The following is a 22,710-nucleotide window of genomic DNA, read 5'->3' on the forward strand; positions in this document are numbered from 1 at the left end:
CAACAAAAAATTGAACTAGTTTTATTTATTGTACAATAAATAAAAACGGAAAGGAAGTCCAAGTATGAAGAAAATATAGCTTTATTTAATGGATATTTATTGACAATGTACACTAAGAATGACGCATTAACGCAAACATCTCATATTGTCATAGGTGGTCTCAATCTTGATGGAGGAGCTCTTTTTGAAGTTGATTTGGGCGAGAGCTATATTATTAGTGCAGACACATCTGGTTTTTTCTTATCGGATGATAGTATATTTGTTTCCTGTGGAGAAATCGTATTCAATATCAATGCTAATTCAGGAAGTATACTTTGGGAACAACGAATATCAGGTATAGCAGGGAGACATTTACCCGTAGTAGATAGTAACAACGTTTATACTACAACTCTGTCAGGGAATATATATTGTATAAATAAAAAATCTGGGGAAATAGATTGGATAATAGAAACAAAAGAAGGTTCAATTGTGGCTCCTCCTAGTATTTTTAGAAAAACTCTTTTGGTTTTAGCTGATTGTTCAATGTACTTTATTGATAAGGTAACAGGTAGAATATATGATCGAAAGGTGATAGGACACTCTCCTTATAGTGCGATTACAATACAAAGTAATTGCATAATTGTGGGCGGTGGCGCGAACCACCAGCACATGGTTTATTACAAGGATATCAAGTATCTGCAGATTACCCTGATGAATTGCTCATAAATCATTTTGAAATAGGAGATATTGTAGAAAATAATGAGTTACAGGTACTGATAAAGGTAGATAGTGATGATATAGAGAATATCAAGATGTTTCCAGCAGTAATATCTCAGAAAGAAATTCTTATAGGTGATAGGATAGGAGAAAGTAAAATATTTTCATTTTTAGTCCCTCTCAAAAATAATAATGTAAAGGGAATGTATTGTGTACCACTTAAGGTTACTTTTAAATCAGGACTAGAGAAAATAGAGCCTATAATTATTGGGTTAAGTTCTAATAATTTATTACCAAGTTCTTTTAAGTTAAATCATTTATATCGGAATATACAGCAATCGGATTATTATAATAGTGGAGCGGCAATTGCTGAATTTTTATTTAGTATTTATGGAAAAGATATGAAACAAGATGAGTTTAGGAAAATCATTGATTATATAAAAGAAAGAAGTAAGTGGAAAGATGCAGATTTTCAAACTTGGAGATTAGTTTTAAAAAGAGCATTGAGTTCGCCAGCAACAACTTTAGAAGAATTTATTATAAATGAAGAGGGGATAGAATGAATAAAAAGCGAACAATAAGTTTTTTTAGACAATTAATTAAAAGTATAGGAATTACTCAAGTTTGTATCTATGTAGGCATCATAGTCATTTTATTCTTATTGATAGGAATCCAGCCTTTTTTAATATCTGAACTTTTTTCATTTACTAAATCAACTATAGATTATACTTATCTATTCTTACTTTTATTATCATTTTTATCTGTATCATTTGTAGCGTTTCCGAAAAATTATATGTTGCAAAAAGTCAGAAAAGTTTCGAAATCTATTGTTTTTAAGGACATATCAGATAAAAGTTATTCTAAGTTCGTTGATATGAATTTAGGAGAAGTTCAAAATTTAGCATCTGAAATTTCATACTCAGCTAGATCGCTACAGTATGAAAGTATTAGTTTTATTTTAAATGTTATATTGATTATCTCTTTGTACGCATTTTCGCTTATAACCTATGATATTTTTATTGGTGGCGTTTATATATTATTTTGTAGTCTTTATCTATGGCTATCTATTGTATTTTCAAAAGATAATGTTCGCCTGATTCAAGATGCGTTGGATTCAACTAGTGAGACCAATTCCTTTTTTGTTGATTATTTTCAAAATGTAGAGGTAATTATTTCTACATTTAGACAATTTTTTGAAACTAAGAAATACGATACAATTTTAAGCAAAGAGCAAAAAACATATTTTAATCTACAAAAAAGGATAGATAGTCATCAGTTATTGTTACAGTTAATTCTATCAGTTATGACTGTTGTCATGATTGTATTAGTATTAAATAAAAGTAGTGATGGTAGTATGGCTTATATCCTAGTCTTAGTTTACTCATCTATTCATATGAACGGATTTGGCAAACAATTTTTATCTGTTTTAGAATCCCTAGATCGATTAGATTTAGCTTTAGATAAAATTGATTTTGGTAGATTAAATAAGGTATCTATATCACATGAGAATACAGATACAGATAGTTTGATTTCTTTAAAAAATGTTCAATTTTCCCATGGTGATAAGAAAATTTTTGATAATTTAACATTCAGCATTCGAAGAGGAAAATTTATTTTAATTAGAGGAAAAAATGGAACGGGAAAGTCAACTTTATTAAAGTTAGTAAAAGGGATGATTACTCCTGATTCTGGAAGCGTTACGCATTATTTATCTTCAGAACAAATAGGGTATTTATCACAAAAGATGACTTTATTTGATCGTACTTTGAAAGAGAACATGATATACCCTTTGGATAAGGTTGATGATGCCTTGTTAATGAACCTAATCGCAGAATTAAAAATGACAACTCTTATTCAAGATGTACATGGATGGTCTGAAAGAAAACCAGGTGATTTTGGGGATAAGTTGTCAGGTGGGGAAAAGCAAAAGATATTGATTGCCAGAGGTATAATCAATCAATATGAAGTTTTATTATTGGATGAAATAGATTCTGCTTTAGATTTAGAAATGCAGACTCAATTAATGACTATTTTAAAAAAATATTACCAAAATAAAACCGTCGTTATGGTAAGTCATAGGAAAATAGAAGAGTCGTTCTTTGATGATATAATTGATATTGAAACGATTAATTGAAATTAGAATAAACATTAGTTGTTCGAGTCAATTTTTTAGTGACTATAAGATTATTCATAGTGGTAATAAAATTATTCGATTGCATTGGTGAAGTTAATTCTCAATACTCACAGGTATGTCCCAAAAGAATAGTTAGATTTTATTGGGGTAGTGATATAGACCACGGAGTAACTTTGGATGAACTAAAAAATTTATTGATAACTAAAGATATTAAGAAATGTCGAAAAAATACACTTTACATTCTTCGGTAGCATTAAAAAGCCTCTCTTAATTTTTGGGGATTATGTTTCATGCTAACTGTGTGGTATAATAAAAGAAATTATACTAGGATTTAAGATGCACACCCTACATGGTTTTTGCACCCCCTTGAAAGGGAAAAGGTTAGATTGTATGATAAAGTTGATTGCAACAGACATGGATGGGACGTTTTTGGACGGAGAAGGGAGCTTTGATCGGCAGCGGTTTGCGGCTATTTTGGCCCAGCTGGCTGAGCGGAAGATTCCCTTTGTCATCGCGAGTGGCAATGGGATTGAGCGGTTGAGGCAACTCTGTGAGGGCTTTGAGGAAGACCTGATATTTGTCGCGGATAATGGTGCCTATATCTATCAAGGGGGAGAGACACGTTTGAGGCGGGGCCTGACCCAGCAGGAGTTGGGCATGGTATTATCCTATTTCAAGGGACAGTGGGCGACCATCTGCCTCATGCTGGCCAATGACCATCATATCTATATGCAGGAGGGGGCGGGTGTTCTCTTTGAAGGGACGGGCCTTCCTATTAAGCCCGAGCAGATGAAGGCCTTCCAGGATAGGGTGGTCCAGCTGGAAGACTTGGCGGCCTATCCGACAGACCAGCCTATCTTTAAGGCGGGCTTCTGGGTGCCAGAAGAGCAGGTGGACGAGCTGGTTGGGGGCTTTAACCGCCAGTACGCAGGTCAGCTGATGGCAGTGACCAGTGGCTATGGCTCGGTGGACATTTTGCCGGCGGGGATCCACAAGGCCTGGGGCCTGGAGCAGGTCTTACAGGACTTGGGAATACAGGCAGAGCAGGTCATGGCTTTTGGAGATTCGGACAATGATTTGGAACTCTTAGCCTATGCTGGGCATTCCTATGCCATGGAAAATGCGACAGACAAGGTCAAGGCAGTAGCCAAGTACCGAGCTCCCAGCCATCTGGAGGCAGGGGTCATGCAGGTCTTGGAAAATTGGTTGTCGGAAACCAAGGGAGAGTAAAAAATCCTTGAGTATTTTTATATATCCTCATGCTCTAGTATAAAAAACAAGGTCTCTCAAGCACTGAGAGCCTTGTTTTAATTTCCCACACTGGTGAATTTTGTCATGCCGTAGCGGAAGAGGCGGTAGTTGATAGCACAGACGATGGTGACAATGAGCGGTAGGGCCAGCCCCCACAGGGAGAGATCCAGAAAGTAGAGGGCTGGGAAATAGGCTGTAAAAGCATAAGGGAAGACAAAAATCAGCAGGATTTGAATGATTTTTGGATAGATATTGAGTGGGTATTGAGCCATCTGATTGAGGGCGAAAATTCCCATAGTCAAAGGAAATGATTCTACAATCCAAAATGCTAGAGCAGTTGGACCGAGCTGAATAGCTGCATAGAGTAGGCCGATACAAATGGCAATAAAGATTAGTAGGGCTAGTTTTCCAAGACTCCATTCCATACCCAGTTCCTTGGAAGCTTGGGCTAGTGCAAGGGAACCGATGAGGGTTGTTCCGATTCCTTGTGGCTGGATTCGTTCACAGATAAGCTGAAAAAGAGGATTGACAGGCATGAGGAGGAGGCGTTCAAATTCGCCTTGTCGGATGTAGCGACTGCCAAACATCCAGAGATTGTCAAAGAATATCAAGTGAATGGAGCGTCCGACGGTGGCTATTCCATAGATAAAGAGCATTTGACCGTAGTTGAAACCAGCGATTTCCTTGATATTTCCAAATAGGATGTTGAGGAAAATCAGGTAGACAATTTGTTCAATCAAAGAGGAGAAAAGCCCGATGAAGAAGTCCACTCGAAAGGACATCTGGGCCATCATGTAGACCTTGATGTTATATAGATAGAGGCTGATATATTTCTTCATGTTAACCTCCAAAAATGACAATACGACGCTTGGCTTGGGACCAAAGAGCGGCGATGAAGCAGGCTAGAATGGGTATCCATATAACTTGCAATCCCAAAGCTCTTAGATCGCTTTCCTGTCCCAATAAAATGGAAACTGGAACGTTAACCGCATAATTATAGGGAAGGAGTTTCAAAAAGTTTTCCACAGCCTGTGGATAGAAGCTGAGTGGCAAAAGCGCCCCAGAGGCTAGATTGAAAAGCCCCATTCGCAGGAGCATAACTCCCCAGGCATTGACCGTAAAAAATGCTAAGAAGCCAAAAGCCATATCCAGTAATTGAACGATAAACATACCGAGGATGGAGCTGACTAGAAAGAGTAAAATAGTTTTTCCGTCAGGTAGATAAAAATCCTGATGAACAAGTATGATACCGATAAATACGATGGCAAACTTTATCAGTTCCAAGAGCTTATTTCCAAGGTCTTTGAAAAAGAGAGCTAGGATAAAGGAATAGGGTCTGAGAAATTCTCCAGCAATGCTTCCTTTTATAATGCTGTAGGATAAATCTTCTCCAAGTGAGAAAGAATTTAAACTGGCTAGTAGATTCGCAAAGATGATATATGTAGTAAAGGTTTGCAGGGTAAAGCCATTGACTTCTGATTGAGTGAAGAAAATGGTTTTCCAGACATAGAGAGCTACCAAAATCTTCACTGCCAGTGAAACGAAGGTCGCTAGAAAGAAAGCCTTATACTGCATAGCATTCATCATGGTCAGGCGGGTCATGTAGAGATATTTACGCATGGATACCCTCCTCATAAATCTGACGGACCATGGTTTCAATTTCCAATTCCTTCATGGTGACATCTTCAATAGCATAATGATTGAAAACTTGCTCAATCACCTGGGCGCTGGTCCAGACCTTGCTTTGGTAGTGGATTTCAAAGTGAAAACCATCTTTACGAATAAATTCCCAGCCTTCTAGTTGCAAGTCTTTTTCAATCGGCTTTTCTGTGGAGAAGAGAATGGTTTTGACTGTGGAAAAGCGTTCTTTGAGGACGGTCAGTGAACCATCGTAGACCTTCTTGCCCTTATCAATGATAAAAATCCGCTCACAGAGGCTTTCGATGTCCTTCATATCATGGGAAGTAATTAAAAAGGTGGTCTGGTATTCTTGATTCATATAGCGGATGAAGGAGCGAATGGTCTCCTTGACGCTGGCATCCAAGCCGATGGTCGGCTCGTCCAAAAAGACAACAGCAGGCTGGTGGATAAAGATAGCCGCAAATTCACAGCGAACCCGTTGGCCGAGTGACAGATTACGGATTGGTTGCTTCATGATGTCTGCCAAGTCCAATAGCTCAATCAAGACAGCCAATCGCTCTTTGAATACCTTGTTTGGAACATCATAAATTTTTGCGTGAAGGATAAAAGATTCTTGGACAGGTAAGTTCCAATCCAAGTGAGATTTTTGTCCAAAGAGAACGCCGATTTGCTTATTGACTTCTTTACGGTGTTCTTGTGGATTGAGTCCATTGATGCGGACGGAACCCTGGTCTGGATAGAGAACACCTGTTAGCATTTTGATGGTGGTGGATTTACCAGAACCGTTGGAGCCGATATAGCCGATGATTTCTCCTTTTCCTACCTGTAAGGAAATGTCTTGAACAGCAGGGATTGACTTTTTCTTTGGCTTGAAAAAGGCCTTGATAGAGCCTTTTAGACCGACTTCCTTATCAATGATTGAATAGGTTTTTGAAAGATGTTCTGCCTGAATCATATCATAATCTCCTGTTTGAAAACGTTTGCGTAAGATAAGGCTATTATAACATATTCCCCAGAAAGTGGCGGGAAAAAGTCACCTTTAAGGTAACATTTTTATTAGAAAATCGGTCATATATTGAGGAGATTCTTGCTTACCATTTTTAATCCATACCTGCATGATACCGAAGAAGGCATGTGAAAAATAGATGCTGCTGTATTCTTTTTCCAGTTGTGATAAATTCTCTTTTCCTAAGCGCTCCGCTAAATCATTGGCAACAAGAAGTCGGACTTTATTGATGAGGAAGTTTTGGATTTCTTGAGTTCCGTTATGGGTCAGTAGGGCAGAAAGCAATTTTTCACGATAGAGCAACTCGAAAATTTCTAAAAATGATGATTGGCGATTGCCATCATAACGGTCAAATATAGCCTCTAATTTGTGAAAAAGTCCCTGTTGATAGGAGTCGATTAATTCATATTTATCCTTATAGTGGGTATAAAAACTGGAACGACTGATACCAGCAGTCTGGGCTAGGTGTGTTGTTGTAATGTCATTAAATCCTTGTGATTCCAGGCAGGTTACCATAGCTTCTAAAATTGCCTGTCGAGTTCGTTCTTTCCGACTATCTGTTCCCATAATTTCTCCTTTTGAACATTTTTAGACACAGTGTCTAAAAACAGTTCTTATGACTTGATTTTGAAATTGATACTTGTATAATGTATTTTATCAGTTTTTGGACAGTATGTCTAAAGGAGTTGCTTATGTTACAAAAAGTAAAGAGTATTTTCAAAAAACCAATGACTTTGGTTACCATTATTGGTGTTGCCTGTGTCCCAGCCTTATATAACATTAGTTTCCTAACCTCAATGTGGGACCCTTACGGTCGACTAGACCAGCTGCCTGTAGCAGTTGTCAATCAAGACCAATCGGCGAGCTTTCAAGATAAAACCCTCACCATTGGTGATGATATGGTGGATAATATGAAAGAGAGCAAGAGTCTGGATTTCCACTTTGTATCAGAAAAGGATGCGGAAAAAGGCTTGGAAGAAGGGGACTTTTATATGGTCATCACTCTACCAGAAGATTTATCAGAAAAAGCATCTAGTCTCTTGACGAATCAGCCTGAACCACTAACGATTTCTTATCAAACCTCCAAAGGTCATAGCTTTGTTGCTTCTAAGATGGGCGAATCAGCTATGGAGAAATTAAAGACATCTGTTTCAGAGACGATTACCGAAACATATACAACTGCTGTATTTGACAGTATGAGAGAAATTCAAAACGGCATGGTCGAGGCGGCAGATGGTAGCCAACAATTGACAGATGGAGCTAGTCAATTGGAGTCAGGCAGTCAAACACTTTCAAATGGACTGACTACTTTAACAAATTCGGGTCAAGCACTTGTGACAGGAGCAAACCAATTGGCCACCGGTCTTGTGTCTTATACAGATGGAGTTAATCAGGCTGCTTCAGGAAGTCAAACACTGTCCAGTGGCTTAACCACCTACACAAATGGGGTAGCTAGTCTTGCTTCAGGTGCGGAGCAATTAAATGCCAATTCCTCTCAGCTCATCGCTGGAGTGGGACAATTGCAATCAGGAGCAATTCAGGTTGAACAACTTGTAACGGGAGCCAATCAATTGCAGGCAGGCTTGGAACAACTCGCTAGTTCAACTAGTTTGTCTGTTGAACAGTCTAGTCAGATACAAGCACTCTTGACAAGGCTTCCTCAGTTGCAAGCGGCCATCAACCAATTAAATGACAGCCTATCAAGTATCGGAGGACTTACAGTAGATACAAGCAGTTTATCCAATCTCTTGACAGAGATGGGGAGCCAAACTCAAGGATTGTTGACAGCAGCGCAAGCTGATAAAATAGCCAGCATTGAAGCATTGCAAGCAACAGCTACCTATCAAAACTTGACAGCTAATCAGCAAGCTGAATTGGTTGGTGCTCTCCAAAATTCACCTTCGACAACAGCGACAGTAGCCCAAACGATTTTGGATCAATTGTCTCAGCTCAGTCAACCCCTTTCTAGCCTACAAAGTCTTTCTGGCATGGCAACACAAATGAGCCAGCTGCAATCAGCTGTCGGTCAGATTAACACGGCTGCCAATCAAGCATTGCCAGGAGCTACAACAGCCATTGAAAGCCTATCAAGTGGCTTGAGTCAGGTCAACACAGCTTTGAACCAGCAAGTTCTACCAGGAACTCAAACCTTGACGAGTGGTGTGAGTCAACTTCAAAGGCAACTGTCAAGCGGAGCGAGTCAACTCATGTCAGGGGTGACAGCATATACAGCAGGTGTTGCCCAACTAGCAGAGGGTGGAGCCCAGTTGGTAGCTAACAACAATAGTATCCAATCTGGAGGTAGCCAATTAACATCAGGATTGGCAATTTTAGCTGCTAACTCTAGTCAACTTGTCAGCGGTTCAGGACAACTGGCTTCTGGTAGTCAGCAATTAATTGCTGGTGCGGATCAATTAGCTAGTGGCGGACAAACCTTGACAAGTGGTATTTCGACCCTACTTGTCGGAAGTGAAACCTTAACAAATTCACTCAGTTCAGCCAGTCAACAACTATCAGTCATCTCTGTAGAAGACAAAAATGCACAAGCAGTGTCTCAACCAGTCACCTTGGAACACAGTGATCAAGATGATGTGAAGACCAACGGTGTCGGAATGGCTCCTTACATGGTGTCTGTTGCCCTAATGGTTGCAGCCTTATCAGCGAATGTTATTTTTGTCAAACACATTGATAATCGCTCCTACAAGAATCGTTGGGACTGGGCCAAAGGAAAACTCTTGCTCAATGGTATTATTGCCAGTCTAACAGCAGTGATTCTGTACGGTGTTCTTCGCTTGATTGGAATCGAACCGGCTCATCCAATGGCAACCTTGGGATTAATCCTCTTAGCCTCTTGGACCTTTATGGCACTCGTTACAGCCTTGGTGGGCTGGAACAATCGTTTCGGATCCTTCGCAAGTTTAATTCTCTTGTTACTACAGCTTGGATCAAGTGCAGGTACCTATCCAATTGAACTCAGCCCACGCTTCTTCCGAGTCATTCAGCCCTATCTTCCAATGACCTATTCTGTTTCAGGCCTTCGTCAAACCATTTCTATGGTTGGAAATAGTAGTCATCAAGTTTGGCTACTGAGCCTCTTCTTAGTAGGCTTTATGGGACTAGGTCTCTTGATTTATAATCAAAAAGATGAATAATTAGAAAACCAACTGCTCCATGTGAACAGTTGGTTTTTGGTTGATGTGGTTATTTGGGGGTCCCTAAATTGATTGTCGCATTGGTGGCTTCAATGGTCAGTTTGTTCTTGCTACCTTTGTTTTCTAGGGTTAGGGTCTGTAGATCGTTTTCTGTCTTGACAGGGAATTTGGTGTACTTATCGCTAGTGAAAATACCGACTTCCCCTAGTCGCTCTTTTAAGTAAGGGTCTTGGTTAACCATCTCTCCCAAATCATTCCCATCTTCATAGTAGTAACCTTGGGCTTCTACTAATTTTTTCTTGTCGATCTGGTTGGTGATGAGCAAGTTGCTATCTGCCAGACTCTTGTCCGTCACATCCAAAAATGTCGTAGAGGAGTAGGTGTCGGATGGAGTGAAACGATTATCGCCAAGAAGAGTCGTTTGTCTGCTATCCAGCTGGCTATAGCCCTCGATGGTCACATTTTCCAAACTGGTTTCATACAGGCGGACGCTGCTTCCCTGTAGGTTGATGTGCATATCTTTTAGAGTGGATTGTGTCGCTTGGAAGTAGCCTGCTTCAATCTGACCGCTGTCAATAGTCACTTTGTCAAGAGTGACACCACCAGACAGATTTGCCTCTTTGATATGGATATTCTCAATCGTGAAACCGCCAAAATCATAGAAGTGGAGATTGTGTCCCTCTAATTTATCCAGTGTCTTCCCTTTAGGCACTTCAATGGTGACGGAGAAGACATTGATACGACGCTGGGCCAAGCTTTCTCCCAAATACTGCATGATTCCCTCAATGGCAAATTCTAGTTCTTGTGCAGAGAGAGTTAAGACGCCGTCTTTCTCACTGAGTTTTAGAGGTTTTTGGATATTGTTGTCGGAGTTGGCATAGGTCACATGATAGTTGTTATCACTAGACTCTTTGATGTAGACGCTGTGGGGGATAAAATCAATTTTAATGGTATTCAAATCTGTGAAGGTCTTATGGACTTCCGTCGGAGCAGCAACCTCTTCTAAGCGGGTTATACCTCCGGTGAAAAATCCAATGCCAGCTAGAATTAAGCCTGCAATCAGGCTGACAAAGCCGATAATAATGGCGATGGTAAGTTTCTTTTTCATGCTCGTTTACCTCGTTTCAAGATCCATTTGAAGCAAGCCTTGACCAGTCGCCAAGACCAGTAGGCAAAAAATCCAGTCAAGATGTAGATGAGAATAGCTCCGCCAATCAAAGACAAACCTGACCCAAACCCCATGAGGAAGATATTGAAACCTTCTGACATAAGGCTAAAGGCTTCCCAAATTAGATAGCCACCGCTGGTGAGAAGTCCGACACCCAAAACAAAGGCACCGACAATGAGGGCCAAGATGAGCGCCACCAATCCCAATAGACTAGCTAGGAGAATGAGCAAAAGTGGAATGGCGATAGGCAGGGAAATGACAGCTAGGATAGCCAACCAAAGCGTTCGTTTTGTTTGGCTAAAATTACGGAAGTAGCGACCGAGGAAAAAGGCGCCGAGGATAAGAGTCGCAAACAGAGGAATGACTCCGATAAACTCTCCCATGATAAAGAGTAGGAAGAAAGAGAAGAGACCTGTCATACTTAAGGCTCCCAGACCAACCCAGAGTTTCCAGTTGAGTTGAATAGGTTCTTGTTGATTCTTCTCCTCCTGGATTTGCTTGTTGAGCATGTTGTTAATGAGTTCGCTAGCAGCTTCTTTTGGTGAACCAAGTTCTTCTATAATTTCTGTTTCACGCTCTGGTCCAGCCTCGTCAAAATACTCATTAAAGAAGCTGATGGCTTCAAAGTATTCTTTGTGGGGCAGTTTTTTGAGATATTTTTCTAACTGCTCCATGTATTCAGTTCTTGTCATGGCGGACGCTCCCTTCTATGATGCCGTTTATCGTGTTTGTATAGGTATCCCAGTCATCTTTGAGTCGGACCAATTCTTCGTGACCTAACTGAGTTAGGCTATAATACTTTCGCATACGACCCTGATATTCTTGGGAATAAGTAGTCAAAAAGTCATTTTGCTCCAATCGTTTTAGGATGGGATAGAGGGCGGACTCCTTGATGTTGGCAATTAATTTAATGGTCTGACAGATTTCATAGCCATAAGAATCATCGGATTCCAAAATAGCCATGATGAGAAATTCTGTCAGCACTGCGGGGACTGGAAAATGCATAGGACGCTCCTTTCCTTTGTTGTTAGTTAGGTTCGGTTTTGATATATAGTGTTCTGTTGCATATATCAAATTTTGTTATATATTAAATATACACCTACAGAAATAAATTGTCAAGTGATTATGTGCAAAATAAATAAAATAGCTTAAGACCAAATAGCTTAGGACAAATTTTTAAGGTGTAAACGTTTTATAGCCTTGAAAAATATTTTCAGAGTAGTAAACTTAATAACAGTACTAACATTAAGGGATTTTCTGGACTAAAAGAGAATGACCTCAGATGGATTAGTAGTATTTAAGGTGGTGTAAAGATGAAACTATATGTTCAGTTTATGATTATTCTGGTATTTTCATTTTTAGGGGAAGCTATTTCGACTATTTTTTATCTTCCTATTCCGGGAAGTATTATTGGCTTAATCCTCCTATTTTTAGCCCTAGAGTTCAAATTGATTCGTCTTCGCCATATTCATACGGTTGGGAATTTTTTGCTGGCTAACATGACCATTCTTTTTTTGCCTGCAGCAGTGGGCATTATGGAGAGATTTGATGCAATTAAAGATTATTTACTTCCTATTATCGTCGTCATTTTAGGCGCCATTTTTTTAAATATCTTAGTAATTGGTTTTGTTGTTCAATTTGTGAAGCAAAAGTTTGAAGGCGACTACATTGATACGGAGGGAAATCATGACTGAACTTTTTTCCAATCCTATTTTTGGTATTATGTTATCAATTGCAGCATATTTAATTGGAATGCTGATTTATCGGAGATTTCCTCATCCAATCACAACCCCACTGTTGGTAGCTACAGGATTGATTATTGTCTTTTTAAAAATGACAGGTATTTCCTATAAGGAATATTATGCAGGAGGGTCCTATCTAAATATGCTTATTGTGCCTTCAACAGTAGCTCTGGGTATTCCTTTGTATCGTTCTTTCCATCTAATGAAACATCACATTCGAAGTATTTTTTTGGGAATTTTTGTTGCCTGTATTGTCAATACTGTCTTTACTGCCCTAATTGCAAAATGGTTTGGGATGGATTTTTTTCTAGCAATCTCTCTTTTTCCAAAATCAGTCACCACTGCTATGGCTGTTGGTATTACTGATAAAATGCAAGGAATAGCAACTGTTACTCTTGTAGTCGTTGTTGCAACAGGGATTCTGACAAGTGTTCTTGGTCCAGTCTTTTTAAAGCTACTAAAAATTGAAGACCCGGTAGCTGTTGGTCTTGCTTTGGGAGGAACAGGACATGCCATTGGAACGGGTACAGCGATAAAATATGGACATACGCAAGGAGCGATGGCTGGCTTGGCTATTGGGATTACAGGCATCATGTATGTGGTGATTAGTCCAATAGTTGCGCAGATTATCTTACAATAAAAAACTACGATTGGAATTCCAACCGTAGTTTTTTTAGTCTACATAAAGTTTGGATTGATTATTCAACCAACTATAAAGAAGTCCGATAAAGAGACCGCCACCCACGTAGTTTCCTAATCCAGAAAAGAGGAAATTGCTTAGTACACTTAATAGAGTCATTCCCTCAACTGGTCCACCATTTGAGAAGAAGGCTAATGAGAAAAGAGAGAAGTTTGCGATGACGTGCTCATATCCCAAGAAAGCAAAGATAAAGATGATGAAAATAACGGAAATGAGACGCCCAGCGTCATCTTTGATGCGTAAGAAGGTAAATACGCCGATATTCACGACAATATTAGCAAAAATTCCTTCAATAAATTGAGTCAAAGGTGTCTTTGAAAGCTTGGCCACCGTTGCTTCAAATAGGTAGCTGTGAGCATCAACGTGCTGATAAGGCAGAGTCAGTGAGACCAAGTAACAAACAAGGACAGCACCGACAAAGTTGAAAAGGATACAGGTTGCCAACATCTTGAGGGCTGTTTTAGTAGGAATCGTTTTTCGATGGCTGGCTACTGTCATATACATCATGTTGGATGTTCCAAGTTCGGCATTCATATATAAAATCATGAGTAGCCCCCAACCAAACATCAACCCATAGCTAAATTTCCCGAGTCCTTCTGCGACATGGTTGAGTTTGTCTGCTGTATAAAGAGAAATGACAATCCCCAATCCTAAATAAAGACTGGCTAGTATTGATCGTACAGCGTAGGCAGAAAAACTATGTTCAAACAAATCTGCTTTTTTCTTGATACTTTTTTCAAGTGTATACATTAATGTCTCTTGGTTAGCTCCCATCCTAATCTCCTTACTGAATCTACTACTTTTTCGAGTAAACGTTTTCTTTTTATCGAATGGCTTTACTTTGTTTATTATACTTGATAAAATGGTTGTTGTCCAAAAAAAATTCAACTTTTGAAAGGAAATATAAGAAAAATATGGATGTTACATGGACAGTGAAATATATCACTGAATTTTTAGCGACTGCACTCCTTATTATCATTGGTAATGGTACAGTTGCAAACGTTGATTTAAAAGGCACAAAAGGAAACAACTCTGGTTGGATTCTCATTGCGATTGGCTATGGTTTGGCAGTTATGATGCCAGCATTGATGTTTGGTAACGTTTCTGGTAACCATATCAACCCAGCCTTCACACTTGGTTTGGCTGTTTCAGGTCTCTTCCCTTGGGCTCACGTTGCTCAATACATTGTTGCCCAATTGTTAGGTGCAATGTTTGGTCAGTTAGTGGTTGTAGCAGTTTATAAACCTTACTTCTTGAAAACTGAAAATTCTAACCATATTCTCGGTTCATTCTCAACTATCAGTGCGCTTGATAACGGAACGAAAGAAAGCCGTAAAGCTGCGACAACTAATGGTTTCTTGAATGAGTTCGTTGGTTCATTTGTATTGTTCTTCGGTGCCCTTGCTTTGACCAAACATTTCTTTGGTTCAGAGTTGGTTGGTAAATTGATTGAACAGGGCTATGATAAAACAGTCGCTGAGACAATGACTGCTCCATATACTTCAGGTTCAATTGCAGTTGCTCACTTAGGCATTGGTTTCCTAGTTATGGCACTTGTTGCGGCTCTAGGTGGTCCAACAGGTCCTGGTCTGAACCCAGCGCGTGACCTTGGTCCACGTATCGTCCATGCCCTTCTTCCAAAATCTGTTCTTGGTGAAAACAAGGCTGATTCAAAATGGTGGTATGCTTGGGTTGGTGTATGTGCTCCAATTATCGCATCAATTGCCGCTGTTGCACTTTTCAAATTCTTGTATCTATAATATAGAGAACCCGATTCGTCGGGTTTTTCTTTTTCTCTTGGTATATTATATAAAGTTGTCTGCTCTGCTATTTTCCTAAAAGTTATGCTACAATAAGGATAGAAAAATCGGAAAAGAGGCTAGAATATGTCAGATGTTATTGCTTTTGGCTATGGAAGCAGTCGAGCGGAGATGCAGCTCAAGCGGCTCAATCGTCATGGAATCATCGCAGGTGCGACAGGTACAGGGAAGACCGTGACCTTAAAGGTCTTGGCAGAGCAGTTGAGTGATGCGGGAATTCCCGTCTTTCTATCGGACATCAAGGGTGATTTGAATAGTTTGGTTGCGGCCAATACCAAGGAGATTGATCCTAGTCGTCTAGAGAAGACTCATTATCTTGACTATAGCCCAGTCGGTTATCCAGTTGAGTTGTGGGATGTCTTGGGGGAAAATGGGACTCCTATCCGCATGACTATTTCAGAGCTGGGACCTGTCCTACTGACACGTTTGTTGGGCTTGAATGATACTCAGGAGTCCATCCTGAATATTGTTTTCAGCGTGGCAGACGAGCGTGGGCTTCTCTTGATTGATTTGATGGACCTGCGGGCTATGCTCAATTTTGTGGCTGAAAATGCGGTAGAGCTGAGCCAGTATTATGGAAATATTCCAGCTCGTTCGGTTGGTGCCATCTTGCGTAGTCTGGTTGTTTTGGAGCAACAAGGTGGTAAGATTTTCTTCGGTGAGCCAAGCCTTGATATTGCTGATTTGATGCGTACGGCAGAAGATGGCCGTGGGGTTATCAACGTTCTCCAAGCTACTCAGCTATTTAATCAGCCAACATTGTATTCAACGGTTCTTCTCAGTCTCTTATCAGAACTCTATGAAGTCTTGCCTGAGGTGGGCGATTTGGACAAGCCTAAGATGGTCTTCTTCTTTGACGAGGCTCATGTTCTCTTCAAAGATGCTCCAAAAGTTCTTCTTGAAAAGATTGAATTGATTGTCCGTTTGATTCGTTCAAAAGGTGTAGGTGTCTTCTTTGTAACGCAGAATCCGACGGATATTCCTGATAGCGTGGCAGCCCAGTTGGGCAACCGCATCCAACATGGTCTTCGCGCCTTTACACCAAAAGAGCTCAAAACTGTCGCGACTGTTGCCGAAACTTTCCGTCAAGAAGGTGATAAGGATTTGGCTAAGGTCATTCAGGAATTGCAAGTGGGGGAAGCTGTTGTGTCTACCCTTCAAGCAGACGGCACACCAAGCTTTGCGGATCGGGTTTTGATTTACCCACCGAAGAGTATGCTTGGAACGGTCGAGCCGAGCGCCCTCTTGTCTGTCATCAACAACTCTCCTTTGATGGAAAAATATGCTGACGCGGTCAACCGTGAATCTGCCCACGAGCAGATTTTAGCCATGACAGAGGCCAAAGAAGCCGAACTCATCAAAAAAGCAGAGCAGGCCGAGGCGGAAAAACAGGTAGAAAAAGAAGCTAAGGCAGCCGCAAAAATGGAAGAGAAAGCCCAGAAAGAAGCGGCAAAAGCAGCTCAAAGAGCCAGTCAGCCAGCCAGTCGCAAAACAGATTCTATGATGGATCGCTTTACCAAGAACCTGATGAGTCAGGTCGGACGGGAAGTTGGGCGCGTGGTGACTCGTGGTATTATGGGCATGTTAAAAGGAAAATAACCACTAAACTGGGAGGGCAACTTCTCGGTTTTTTTATATAGACAAAGTTCTTGCCAGATGCCACAAAATTGGTTAAAATAAACACAAATCACTAGTTAGTAAGGAGTTGCCATGACTGATCAATTGCAGGCATTATTGAAAGACTATCAGCCCCAGCCATTGGGTGAAAAACGTTCTTATGCAGTCTTCCTGCCCTTGGTCTGGTCAGACAATCAGTGGCAGGTCTTGTATGAGATTCGGAGCGAGTCCATTTCTCAACCAGGAGAAGTCTCCTTCCCAGGTGGCGGAATTGATGAAGGCGAGACAGCAGAAGAAGCAGCCATTCGTGAGGTTATCGAAGAACTTGACATTCAACAGGAACAAATTGAGTTGCTGGGGGAAATCGATTATCTAGTTTTTGGCCGCTCGACGATTCGCTGTTTTGTCGGTCGACTTCACTTGGACTGGCAGACTCTTCAACCCAATGATGAAGTGGCTCGATTCTTTACAGTTCCACTGAAAACCTTGCTGAAAACGGCCCCTGTCTATTATCAACTGGATTCACAGATTGTCCCAGATTGTGACTTTCCCTTTGAACGCTTGAGAGGTGGGGTTGACTATCCCTTCAGTCATCACAAACGCTCCGTTCCCTTTTATGAAAATCTACCAGAAAATATTTGGGGAATGACCGCCCAATTTACCCATCGGTTTGTGGAAATAGTGAAAAGTAATCTATCGTGAAATGATAGGTTATTTTTTGGAGGCAAAACCAGCCTTTGCGATATGTATCAGCGAAAAAAATGGAGACAAAGCTCAATGTGAGCAATATATAGAAAAACACAAAAAAAACAGATGCGTGGCAGATAAAAGATAGCTACGGCTGATATACTTGGTACGGTCCATATTTTGAAGTACCATCATCTATCCAGAAATGCAACAATATTCATGTAAATGTATTCAGTGAGTTGTTATCATTTCCAGTAGATGAGTGGGAAAATGTATAAATCTATATTTTAAGAAGGAGCCAATTATGAGCAAGCAGAAAGTTGTGTCCAGTTTATTATTAAGCACAGTCGTATTAGGGGGATTAGCCTTTTATTCAACGACAACGGTTAAGGCAGATACAACACAAATTACAGATTCAGATATGGTTGAGAAAGTTGCATCATATTCTTCCGATGAAGAATATACAGAGGATACTTTGTCAGAGGATGTTGAACCTGAGAAAGATAGTTCAATGAGGAATATTAAATTTCAAAACAGCAATATAAAAGGGGACCATGCAGAGCAATTTGTTAATATTACTCGGGTAGAACCAACTCCAAACACAGTAGAATGGGTAACAACATTTGATGCAACAGAATGGGATTATAAGAATAGAACAGGGGTATACTATTTCTTTGTTCCTAAAAATGTTGAGGTGACCAGCATTAAAGATGCCCAGAATAAAGAATTGCTCACACAGTTTAAACCTAACGACGGTTATTATAAAACTTACAGTGCAGAGCAAATGGAGACTGGTATTAACAATGAATGGGAATGGTCAGTAAATAGAATCCCTAGTGATAAAAGAAATAAAGAGTTGGATGAATGGAAAAGTAAAGCGCTCTTTTCAAAGGTTTATGTTCTGGATAATAGAACGGACGACAGTTCTACCACATTTACTGTAACTGCTAAATTTAATGAGGACGCTGAGCAGAGTCCATTTCCGTTTGTAGCAGTTATGAAACGGTATAAAAGTTGGTATAGCACTACCGACCCAGCTTCTCTCGCCGCAGATTATTTTGAAAAGACAAAAGTTCAAAAACCAAAAGAGGAATCACCAAAACCAGATCCAGAGGTAGAAGTTCCACAAGAGCAACCAAAAGAAACTCCGCAGGAATCACCAAAACCAGAATCACCACAAGAGCCATCGACTCCTGACAAGCAACCAGAAGAAACACCTAAAATTCCTGAAGCACCTAAGGAAGACTCTCCAGCGCCAGAGGTTCCATCAGTACCAGAAGAAAAACCAATGGAAGAACCTAAGGAATCTCCAAAACAAGAGATGCCAGAAGCACCACAAGTACCGGAAGCACCAAAACAAGACGACGTCCAACCAGAAGCGCCACAGGTACCGGAAGCACCGAAACAAGACGATGTCCAACCAGAAGCACCACAAGTACCGGAAGCACCAAAACAAGACGACGTCCAACCAGAAGCGCCACAGGTACCGGAAGCACCGAAACAAGACGACGTCCAACCAGAAGCGCCACAAGTACCGGAAGCACCGAAACAAGACGACGTCCAACCAGAAGCGCCACAAGTTCCATTGACTCCTGAAGAAAAACCACAAGTACCGGAAGAGCCAAAACAAGACGCTCCACAAACTCCACAAGCGCCATCAACTCCTAAAGAGGAAGCACCGAAGGAAGAAGTTCCAGCGCCAGAGGTTCCATCAGTACCAGAAGAAAAACCAATGGAAGATCCGAAACCAGAGGCGCCGAAGGAAGACACCCCAGCGTCACCGGCTCCATCAGTACCAGAAGAGCAACCAAAAGAAACTCCAAAACCAGAAGTTCCAAAACAAGAAGATGTCCAACCGGAAGCACCAAAATCTGATAAAGTAGAATCTGATAAACAAATGCCAGAAACTAAGAAACCAGATATGAAGCAACCGAAGACAGACGACATGCCTAAGGAACAAAAACCGAAAGCCGAAGAGCCAAAGGCAGAGCAGCCACAAATGGACAAACCACAAATGGAAGCTCCTAAGAAAGATTCGGAAGCACCAAAAACTGGTAAAGCAGAATCTGACAAACCAATGCCAGAACCTAAACAACCAGATATGAAGCAACCGAAGACAGACGACATGCCTAAGGAACAAAAACCGAAAGCTGACGAGCCAAAGGCAGAGCAACCACAAATGGACAAACCACAAATGGAAGCTCCTAAGAAAGATTCGGAAGCACCAAAATCTGATAAAGTAGAAACTGACAAACCAATGCCAGAAACTAAGAAACCAGATATGAAGCAACCGAAGGCAGATAAACCAGAAGCAGAGAAAGCTCAAATGCCACGGACAGAGGGTATGAAGCCTGAATCTAAGGCTTCAATGATGCCAAAAACAGAGGCGCCAAAAGCAGCTTTGCCAAATACAGGTGAAGCAAGTAGCGCAATAGGCTGGCTAGGTGGTGCTTTAGCTACTCTTGCCACAGGCTTGTATCTATTCAAAAACAAAAAAGAAGAATAGTCATTATTGAATAAGATATGAGAACTTCCCTCTTCTAAGTTCATAAAAGACTCCAGATCATCGCTGTAGAAGCCTTGGTTTGGAGTCTTTTTGCTAAATATTCTTAGAAAATAACAAAATAGATAAATATTAGATACCCTCTAGGAAAAATTTAGTTTAGGATGTTATACTAACGCTAAAACAATAATATCAATTTTTGAAAATACTAGATTGGAAGAAAAATCTAATCGCCATATTTTAGAACCTGTACTCACAAGTAAAGAGCTTTTATGTAAGAGATAGTTTTTCGCTAGTCAAGTTAATTTTTTGAGGGAATACTGGCTGTATTTTGAAAAAACGAACGATGAGTAGCTTAAAAAACGGCCTTAGATGGGAGTGCTAAACTGTAAATGCATGTTCTTAGTCTATTGGTGAAAAATTGAAGTAAATAGAGTAAAGGAGCACATTATGAGCAAACAAAAAGTTGTGACAAATCTATTACTTAGCACAGCTGTACTAGGTGGTTTTCTAATATGTCACGTACCATCTGTAAGCGCAGAAACAGGCAATCTTCAAGAAATACCTACTGAATCTGCTGCGGTTAGCTCAGAAAATCAAACTGCGACCGCAGTCGATGGAATTTCACCTACGGATAACCAGTTACCTATGTCAGAAGAGGGTGATGAACAAGCTCCAGAAGAAAAACTAGTTTCTAGCGATTCTACGAGAGAAGAAAGTGCTGCGCAGGTAGCGACGGATCCGGATACACCATCTCAATCATTGAATGTGTCAGAGGCGGAAGTTTCAACGGCAGATTCAAATATTCAACAAGCCGAAGAGAAACTAATTCAAGAATCGAATTATTATAGATTTGACACTCATCAAGGTGAACAGATTAGGAATGCAGTATCTATAGAAAAAATATCGGCAGATAATAACGAAATTAAGTGGAAAGTAACTTTTGATAGAAAAAATTGGGTTTTTAAAGGCGAGGGGAGCGGCTATTACTTTATTCTTTCAAAAGGCTTACAATTAACCAAAATTATTGATAAACAGTCTGAAGAGGATATTTTCGATAAGTTCCCTACGGATGTCGATGGTGATGCAAATTCTGGTGGCCAGCCGTATCGCTTTTTCAGTAAAGAAAAAAATGCTAATAATGATGAGCGTAGTTTTGAAAGTCAGTGGGGTTGGTCTGTTGGACGTGTAGGAGGAGAGTTAGAAAAATGGAAGGAAGAAAGTTCCAGCATCTATTTTCTACAAGTACAGCGAGATTCCGTTGTTAAAGAAAAAGCGACATATGAACTGACGGCACAGGTGACAAACCGAGAAATGCAGACTTTCCCGGTTTTAGCTGTGGTGAAGAATTTTAAAGAGCGAATATTTTTCTCCAGAGATGAGATTACTTCTGCTGCTGGTTTGAGATTAAAGGTATCGGAAAGTGCCAAGCCGAATAATGAAGGGATTGCTATTCTCGGATCTGTCCCAAGACCTGATTCATCTCCAGAAAGCGACAGGATTCCTGAACCGCGGGGAGATAGGACTCCGGATATAGATGTACCAAAGGCAGATGTTCCAAAAGTTGAGCAACCAAAACCAAAGGACCCTGAGGTTCACCTTCCTGCTCCTAAGGCTCCGGAAACTGTGCCACCAAAAGTAATGCCTCCAGCACCCAAAGTTCCAGAAGTTAAGACGCCCAAAGAGGCGCCTCTGTCACCAAAAACTCCGGAGGTTGAGGTTCCGAAAGTCATGCTTCCGACACCGAAGGTTCCAGAGGTTGCGCCACCGAAAGTCATGCTTCCGACACCGAAGGTTCCAGAGGTTGAGGTTCCGAAAGTAATTCCACCGACCTCAAAAGTTCCAGAAGCTGAGACACCGAAAGTTGAGCAGCCAAAACCGAAGGTTCCAGAAGTTCACCATCCTGCTCCTAAGTCTCCAGAAACTATGCCACCAAAAGTAATGCCACCGACACCGAAGGTTCCAGACGTTAAGACGCCAAAAGAGGCGCCTCTGCCACCAAAAACTCCAGGAGTTGAGGTTCCGAAAGCAATCCTTCCGACGCCAAAATCCCCAGAAGTTGAGGTTCCGAAAGTTGAGCAGCCAAAACCGAAGGTTCCAGAAGTTCACCATCCTGCTCCTAAGTCTCCAGAAACTATGCCACCAAAAGTAACGCCCCCAGCCCCCAAAGTTCCAGAAGTTAAGACGCCAAAAGAGGCGCCCCTGCTACCAAAAACTCCGGGGGTTGAGCCACCGAAAGTCATGCTTCCGACACCGAAATCTCCGGAAGTTGCGCACCCAGATGTTGAGAAATCCACCGAAATCCAACCAGAAAAGGGTCAACCTGAGGTTAATAAACCCAATATTATCCATCCGGAGGTGTTTCAATCCGAAGTTAAGAAAACGGAATCTGGATTTTCACCGACTCCAAAGGTAGGAATACAAAAAGAGACTTTACCAAATACGGGTGAAACGAGTAACACCCTAGTATGGCTAGGTGGTGCTCTAGCTACCCTTGCATCAAGTTTGTATCTTTTCAAACAACATAGGCAAAGAGAAGAGGAATGATTTTACGCTAATACTAAAGTTTCTGGAACGTCAATAAGGCTTATCT

Annotated in this window: 20 protein-coding genes; 12 read left to right on the plus strand and 8 right to left on the minus strand. The window is 40.8% G+C overall.

Annotation, left to right across the window (positions count from 1 at the left end):
* Positions 1-105 precede the first annotated feature (105 nt).
* The 4 genes from ODU50_RS05105 to ODU50_RS05120 all read left to right on the plus strand — a co-directional run bounded on the left by ODU50_RS05105 (position 106) and on the right by ODU50_RS05120 (position 4,060).
* Positions 106-705: a PQQ-binding-like beta-propeller repeat protein gene (locus ODU50_RS05105; protein WP_105153236.1), complete on the plus strand. Its 600-nt coding sequence runs from the start codon at positions 106-108 to the stop codon at positions 703-705.
* Positions 612-1,259, plus strand: coding sequence for a hypothetical protein (locus ODU50_RS05110; protein ID WP_161947060.1), 648 nt, complete (start codon positions 612-614; stop codon positions 1,257-1,259). Before ODU50_RS05105 ends, ODU50_RS05110 begins: the two co-directional genes overlap by 94 nt.
* The gene (locus tag ODU50_RS05115) at positions 1,256-2,830 is read left to right on the plus strand and encodes an ABC transporter ATP-binding protein (protein WP_029943135.1); all 1,575 of its coding nucleotides are present in this window, start codon (positions 1,256-1,258) and stop codon (positions 2,828-2,830) included. The genes ODU50_RS05110 and ODU50_RS05115 overlap by 4 nt, the downstream gene beginning before the upstream one ends.
* Before the next feature lie 390 nt (positions 2,831-3,220).
* Positions 3,221-4,060, plus strand: coding sequence for a Cof-type HAD-IIB family hydrolase (locus tag ODU50_RS05120; protein WP_238394257.1), 840 nt, complete (start codon positions 3,221-3,223; stop codon positions 4,058-4,060).
* A gap of 77 nt (positions 4,061-4,137) precedes the next feature.
* Here the strand turns inward: ODU50_RS05120 and ODU50_RS05125 are convergent, their stop codons facing one another.
* From ODU50_RS05125 to ODU50_RS05140, 4 genes are all read right to left on the minus strand, one after another.
* On the minus strand, positions 4,138-4,920 hold the full coding sequence (locus ODU50_RS05125; RefSeq protein WP_105153234.1) for an ABC transporter permease: 783 nt from the start codon (positions 4,918-4,920) through the stop codon (positions 4,138-4,140).
* A gap of 1 nt (position 4,921) precedes the next feature.
* Entirely contained in the window at positions 4,922-5,701 is a 780-nt protein-coding gene (locus ODU50_RS05130) for an ABC-2 family transporter protein (protein ID WP_203181246.1), read from the minus strand.
* Entirely contained in the window at positions 5,694-6,677 is a 984-nt protein-coding gene (locus tag ODU50_RS05135) for an ATP-binding cassette domain-containing protein (RefSeq protein ID WP_398581344.1), read from the minus strand. Before ODU50_RS05135 ends, ODU50_RS05130 begins: the two co-directional genes overlap by 8 nt.
* An 84-nt stretch (positions 6,678-6,761) precedes the next feature.
* Positions 6,762-7,295, minus strand: coding sequence for a TetR/AcrR family transcriptional regulator (locus ODU50_RS05140; RefSeq protein ID WP_024386039.1), 534 nt, complete (start codon positions 7,293-7,295; stop codon positions 6,762-6,764).
* Positions 7,296-7,420: 125 nt separating this feature from the next.
* Between ODU50_RS05140 and ODU50_RS05145 the strand changes: the two genes are divergently transcribed.
* The gene (locus ODU50_RS05145) at positions 7,421-9,880 is read left to right on the plus strand and encodes a YhgE/Pip family protein (protein ID WP_398581345.1); all 2,460 of its coding nucleotides are present in this window, start codon (positions 7,421-7,423) and stop codon (positions 9,878-9,880) included.
* Positions 9,881-9,929: 49 nt separating this feature from the next.
* On the opposite strand, the gene ODU50_RS05150 is transcribed toward ODU50_RS05145, so the two are convergent.
* The 3 genes from ODU50_RS05150 to ODU50_RS05160 are packed head-to-tail and all read right to left on the minus strand — an operon-like array spanning position 9,930 to position 12,053.
* Entirely contained in the window at positions 9,930-10,988 is a 1,059-nt protein-coding gene (locus ODU50_RS05150; RefSeq protein ID WP_009909226.1) for a DUF4097 family beta strand repeat-containing protein, read from the minus strand.
* Positions 10,985-11,740 carry a DUF1700 domain-containing protein gene (locus ODU50_RS05155; protein ID WP_023369232.1) on the minus strand — a complete coding sequence of 252 codons (756 nt, stop codon included), beginning with the start codon at positions 11,738-11,740 and terminating at the stop codon, positions 10,985-10,987. Before ODU50_RS05155 ends, ODU50_RS05150 begins: the two co-directional genes overlap by 4 nt.
* Positions 11,727-12,053, minus strand: coding sequence for a PadR family transcriptional regulator (locus tag ODU50_RS05160; RefSeq protein WP_002937550.1), 327 nt, complete (start codon positions 12,051-12,053; stop codon positions 11,727-11,729). The genes ODU50_RS05155 and ODU50_RS05160 overlap by 14 nt, the downstream gene beginning before the upstream one ends.
* A gap of 308 nt (positions 12,054-12,361) precedes the next feature.
* Here ODU50_RS05160 and ODU50_RS05165 point away from each other — a divergent pair, with 308 nt between their 5' ends.
* Together ODU50_RS05165 and ODU50_RS05170 are read left to right on the plus strand one after the other, a co-directional pair.
* Positions 12,362-12,742: a CidA/LrgA family protein gene (locus tag ODU50_RS05165; RefSeq protein ID WP_257077961.1), complete on the plus strand. Its 381-nt coding sequence runs from the start codon at positions 12,362-12,364 to the stop codon at positions 12,740-12,742.
* Complete coding sequence (locus ODU50_RS05170; protein ID WP_023369236.1) at positions 12,735-13,430, plus strand: LrgB family protein; 696 nt, start codon at positions 12,735-12,737, stop codon at positions 13,428-13,430. The genes ODU50_RS05165 and ODU50_RS05170 overlap by 8 nt, the downstream gene beginning before the upstream one ends.
* 33 nt (positions 13,431-13,463) lie before the next feature.
* Here ODU50_RS05170 and ODU50_RS05175 read toward each other — a convergent pair whose 3' ends face one another.
* On the minus strand, positions 13,464-14,264 hold the full coding sequence (locus ODU50_RS05175) for a formate/nitrite transporter family protein (protein ID WP_014636787.1): 801 nt from the start codon (positions 14,262-14,264) through the stop codon (positions 13,464-13,466).
* Positions 14,265-14,404: 140 nt separating this feature from the next.
* On the opposite strand from ODU50_RS05175, the gene gla reads away from it, so the two are divergent.
* From gla to ODU50_RS05200, 5 genes are all read left to right on the plus strand, one after another.
* Positions 14,405-15,250 (plus strand): aquaglyceroporin Gla, encoded by an 846-nt coding sequence (gla, locus tag ODU50_RS05180; RefSeq protein ID WP_002937554.1) that lies wholly within the window; start codon positions 14,405-14,407, stop codon positions 15,248-15,250.
* A gap of 126 nt (positions 15,251-15,376) precedes the next feature.
* Positions 15,377-16,909 (plus strand): DUF853 domain-containing protein, encoded by a 1,533-nt coding sequence (locus ODU50_RS05185; RefSeq protein WP_257077962.1) that lies wholly within the window; start codon positions 15,377-15,379, stop codon positions 16,907-16,909.
* A 111-nt stretch (positions 16,910-17,020) separates the two neighbouring features.
* On the plus strand, positions 17,021-17,629 hold the full coding sequence (locus ODU50_RS05190; RefSeq protein WP_172061810.1) for a CoA pyrophosphatase: 609 nt from the start codon (positions 17,021-17,023) through the stop codon (positions 17,627-17,629).
* Positions 17,630-17,918: 289 nt separating this feature from the next.
* On the plus strand, positions 17,919-20,120 hold the full coding sequence (locus ODU50_RS05195; RefSeq protein ID WP_398581346.1) for an LPXTG cell wall anchor domain-containing protein: 2,202 nt from the start codon (positions 17,919-17,921) through the stop codon (positions 20,118-20,120).
* A 447-nt stretch (positions 20,121-20,567) separates the two neighbouring features.
* Positions 20,568-22,664, plus strand: coding sequence for an LPXTG cell wall anchor domain-containing protein (locus ODU50_RS05200; RefSeq protein WP_398581347.1), 2,097 nt, complete (start codon positions 20,568-20,570; stop codon positions 22,662-22,664).
* Positions 22,665-22,710: the final 46 nt, after the last annotated feature.

The sequence above is a fragment of the Streptococcus sp. 2020WUSS084 genome, from assembly GCF_044427445.1.
Lineage (GTDB): Bacteria > Bacillota > Bacilli > Lactobacillales > Streptococcaceae > Streptococcus > Streptococcus suis.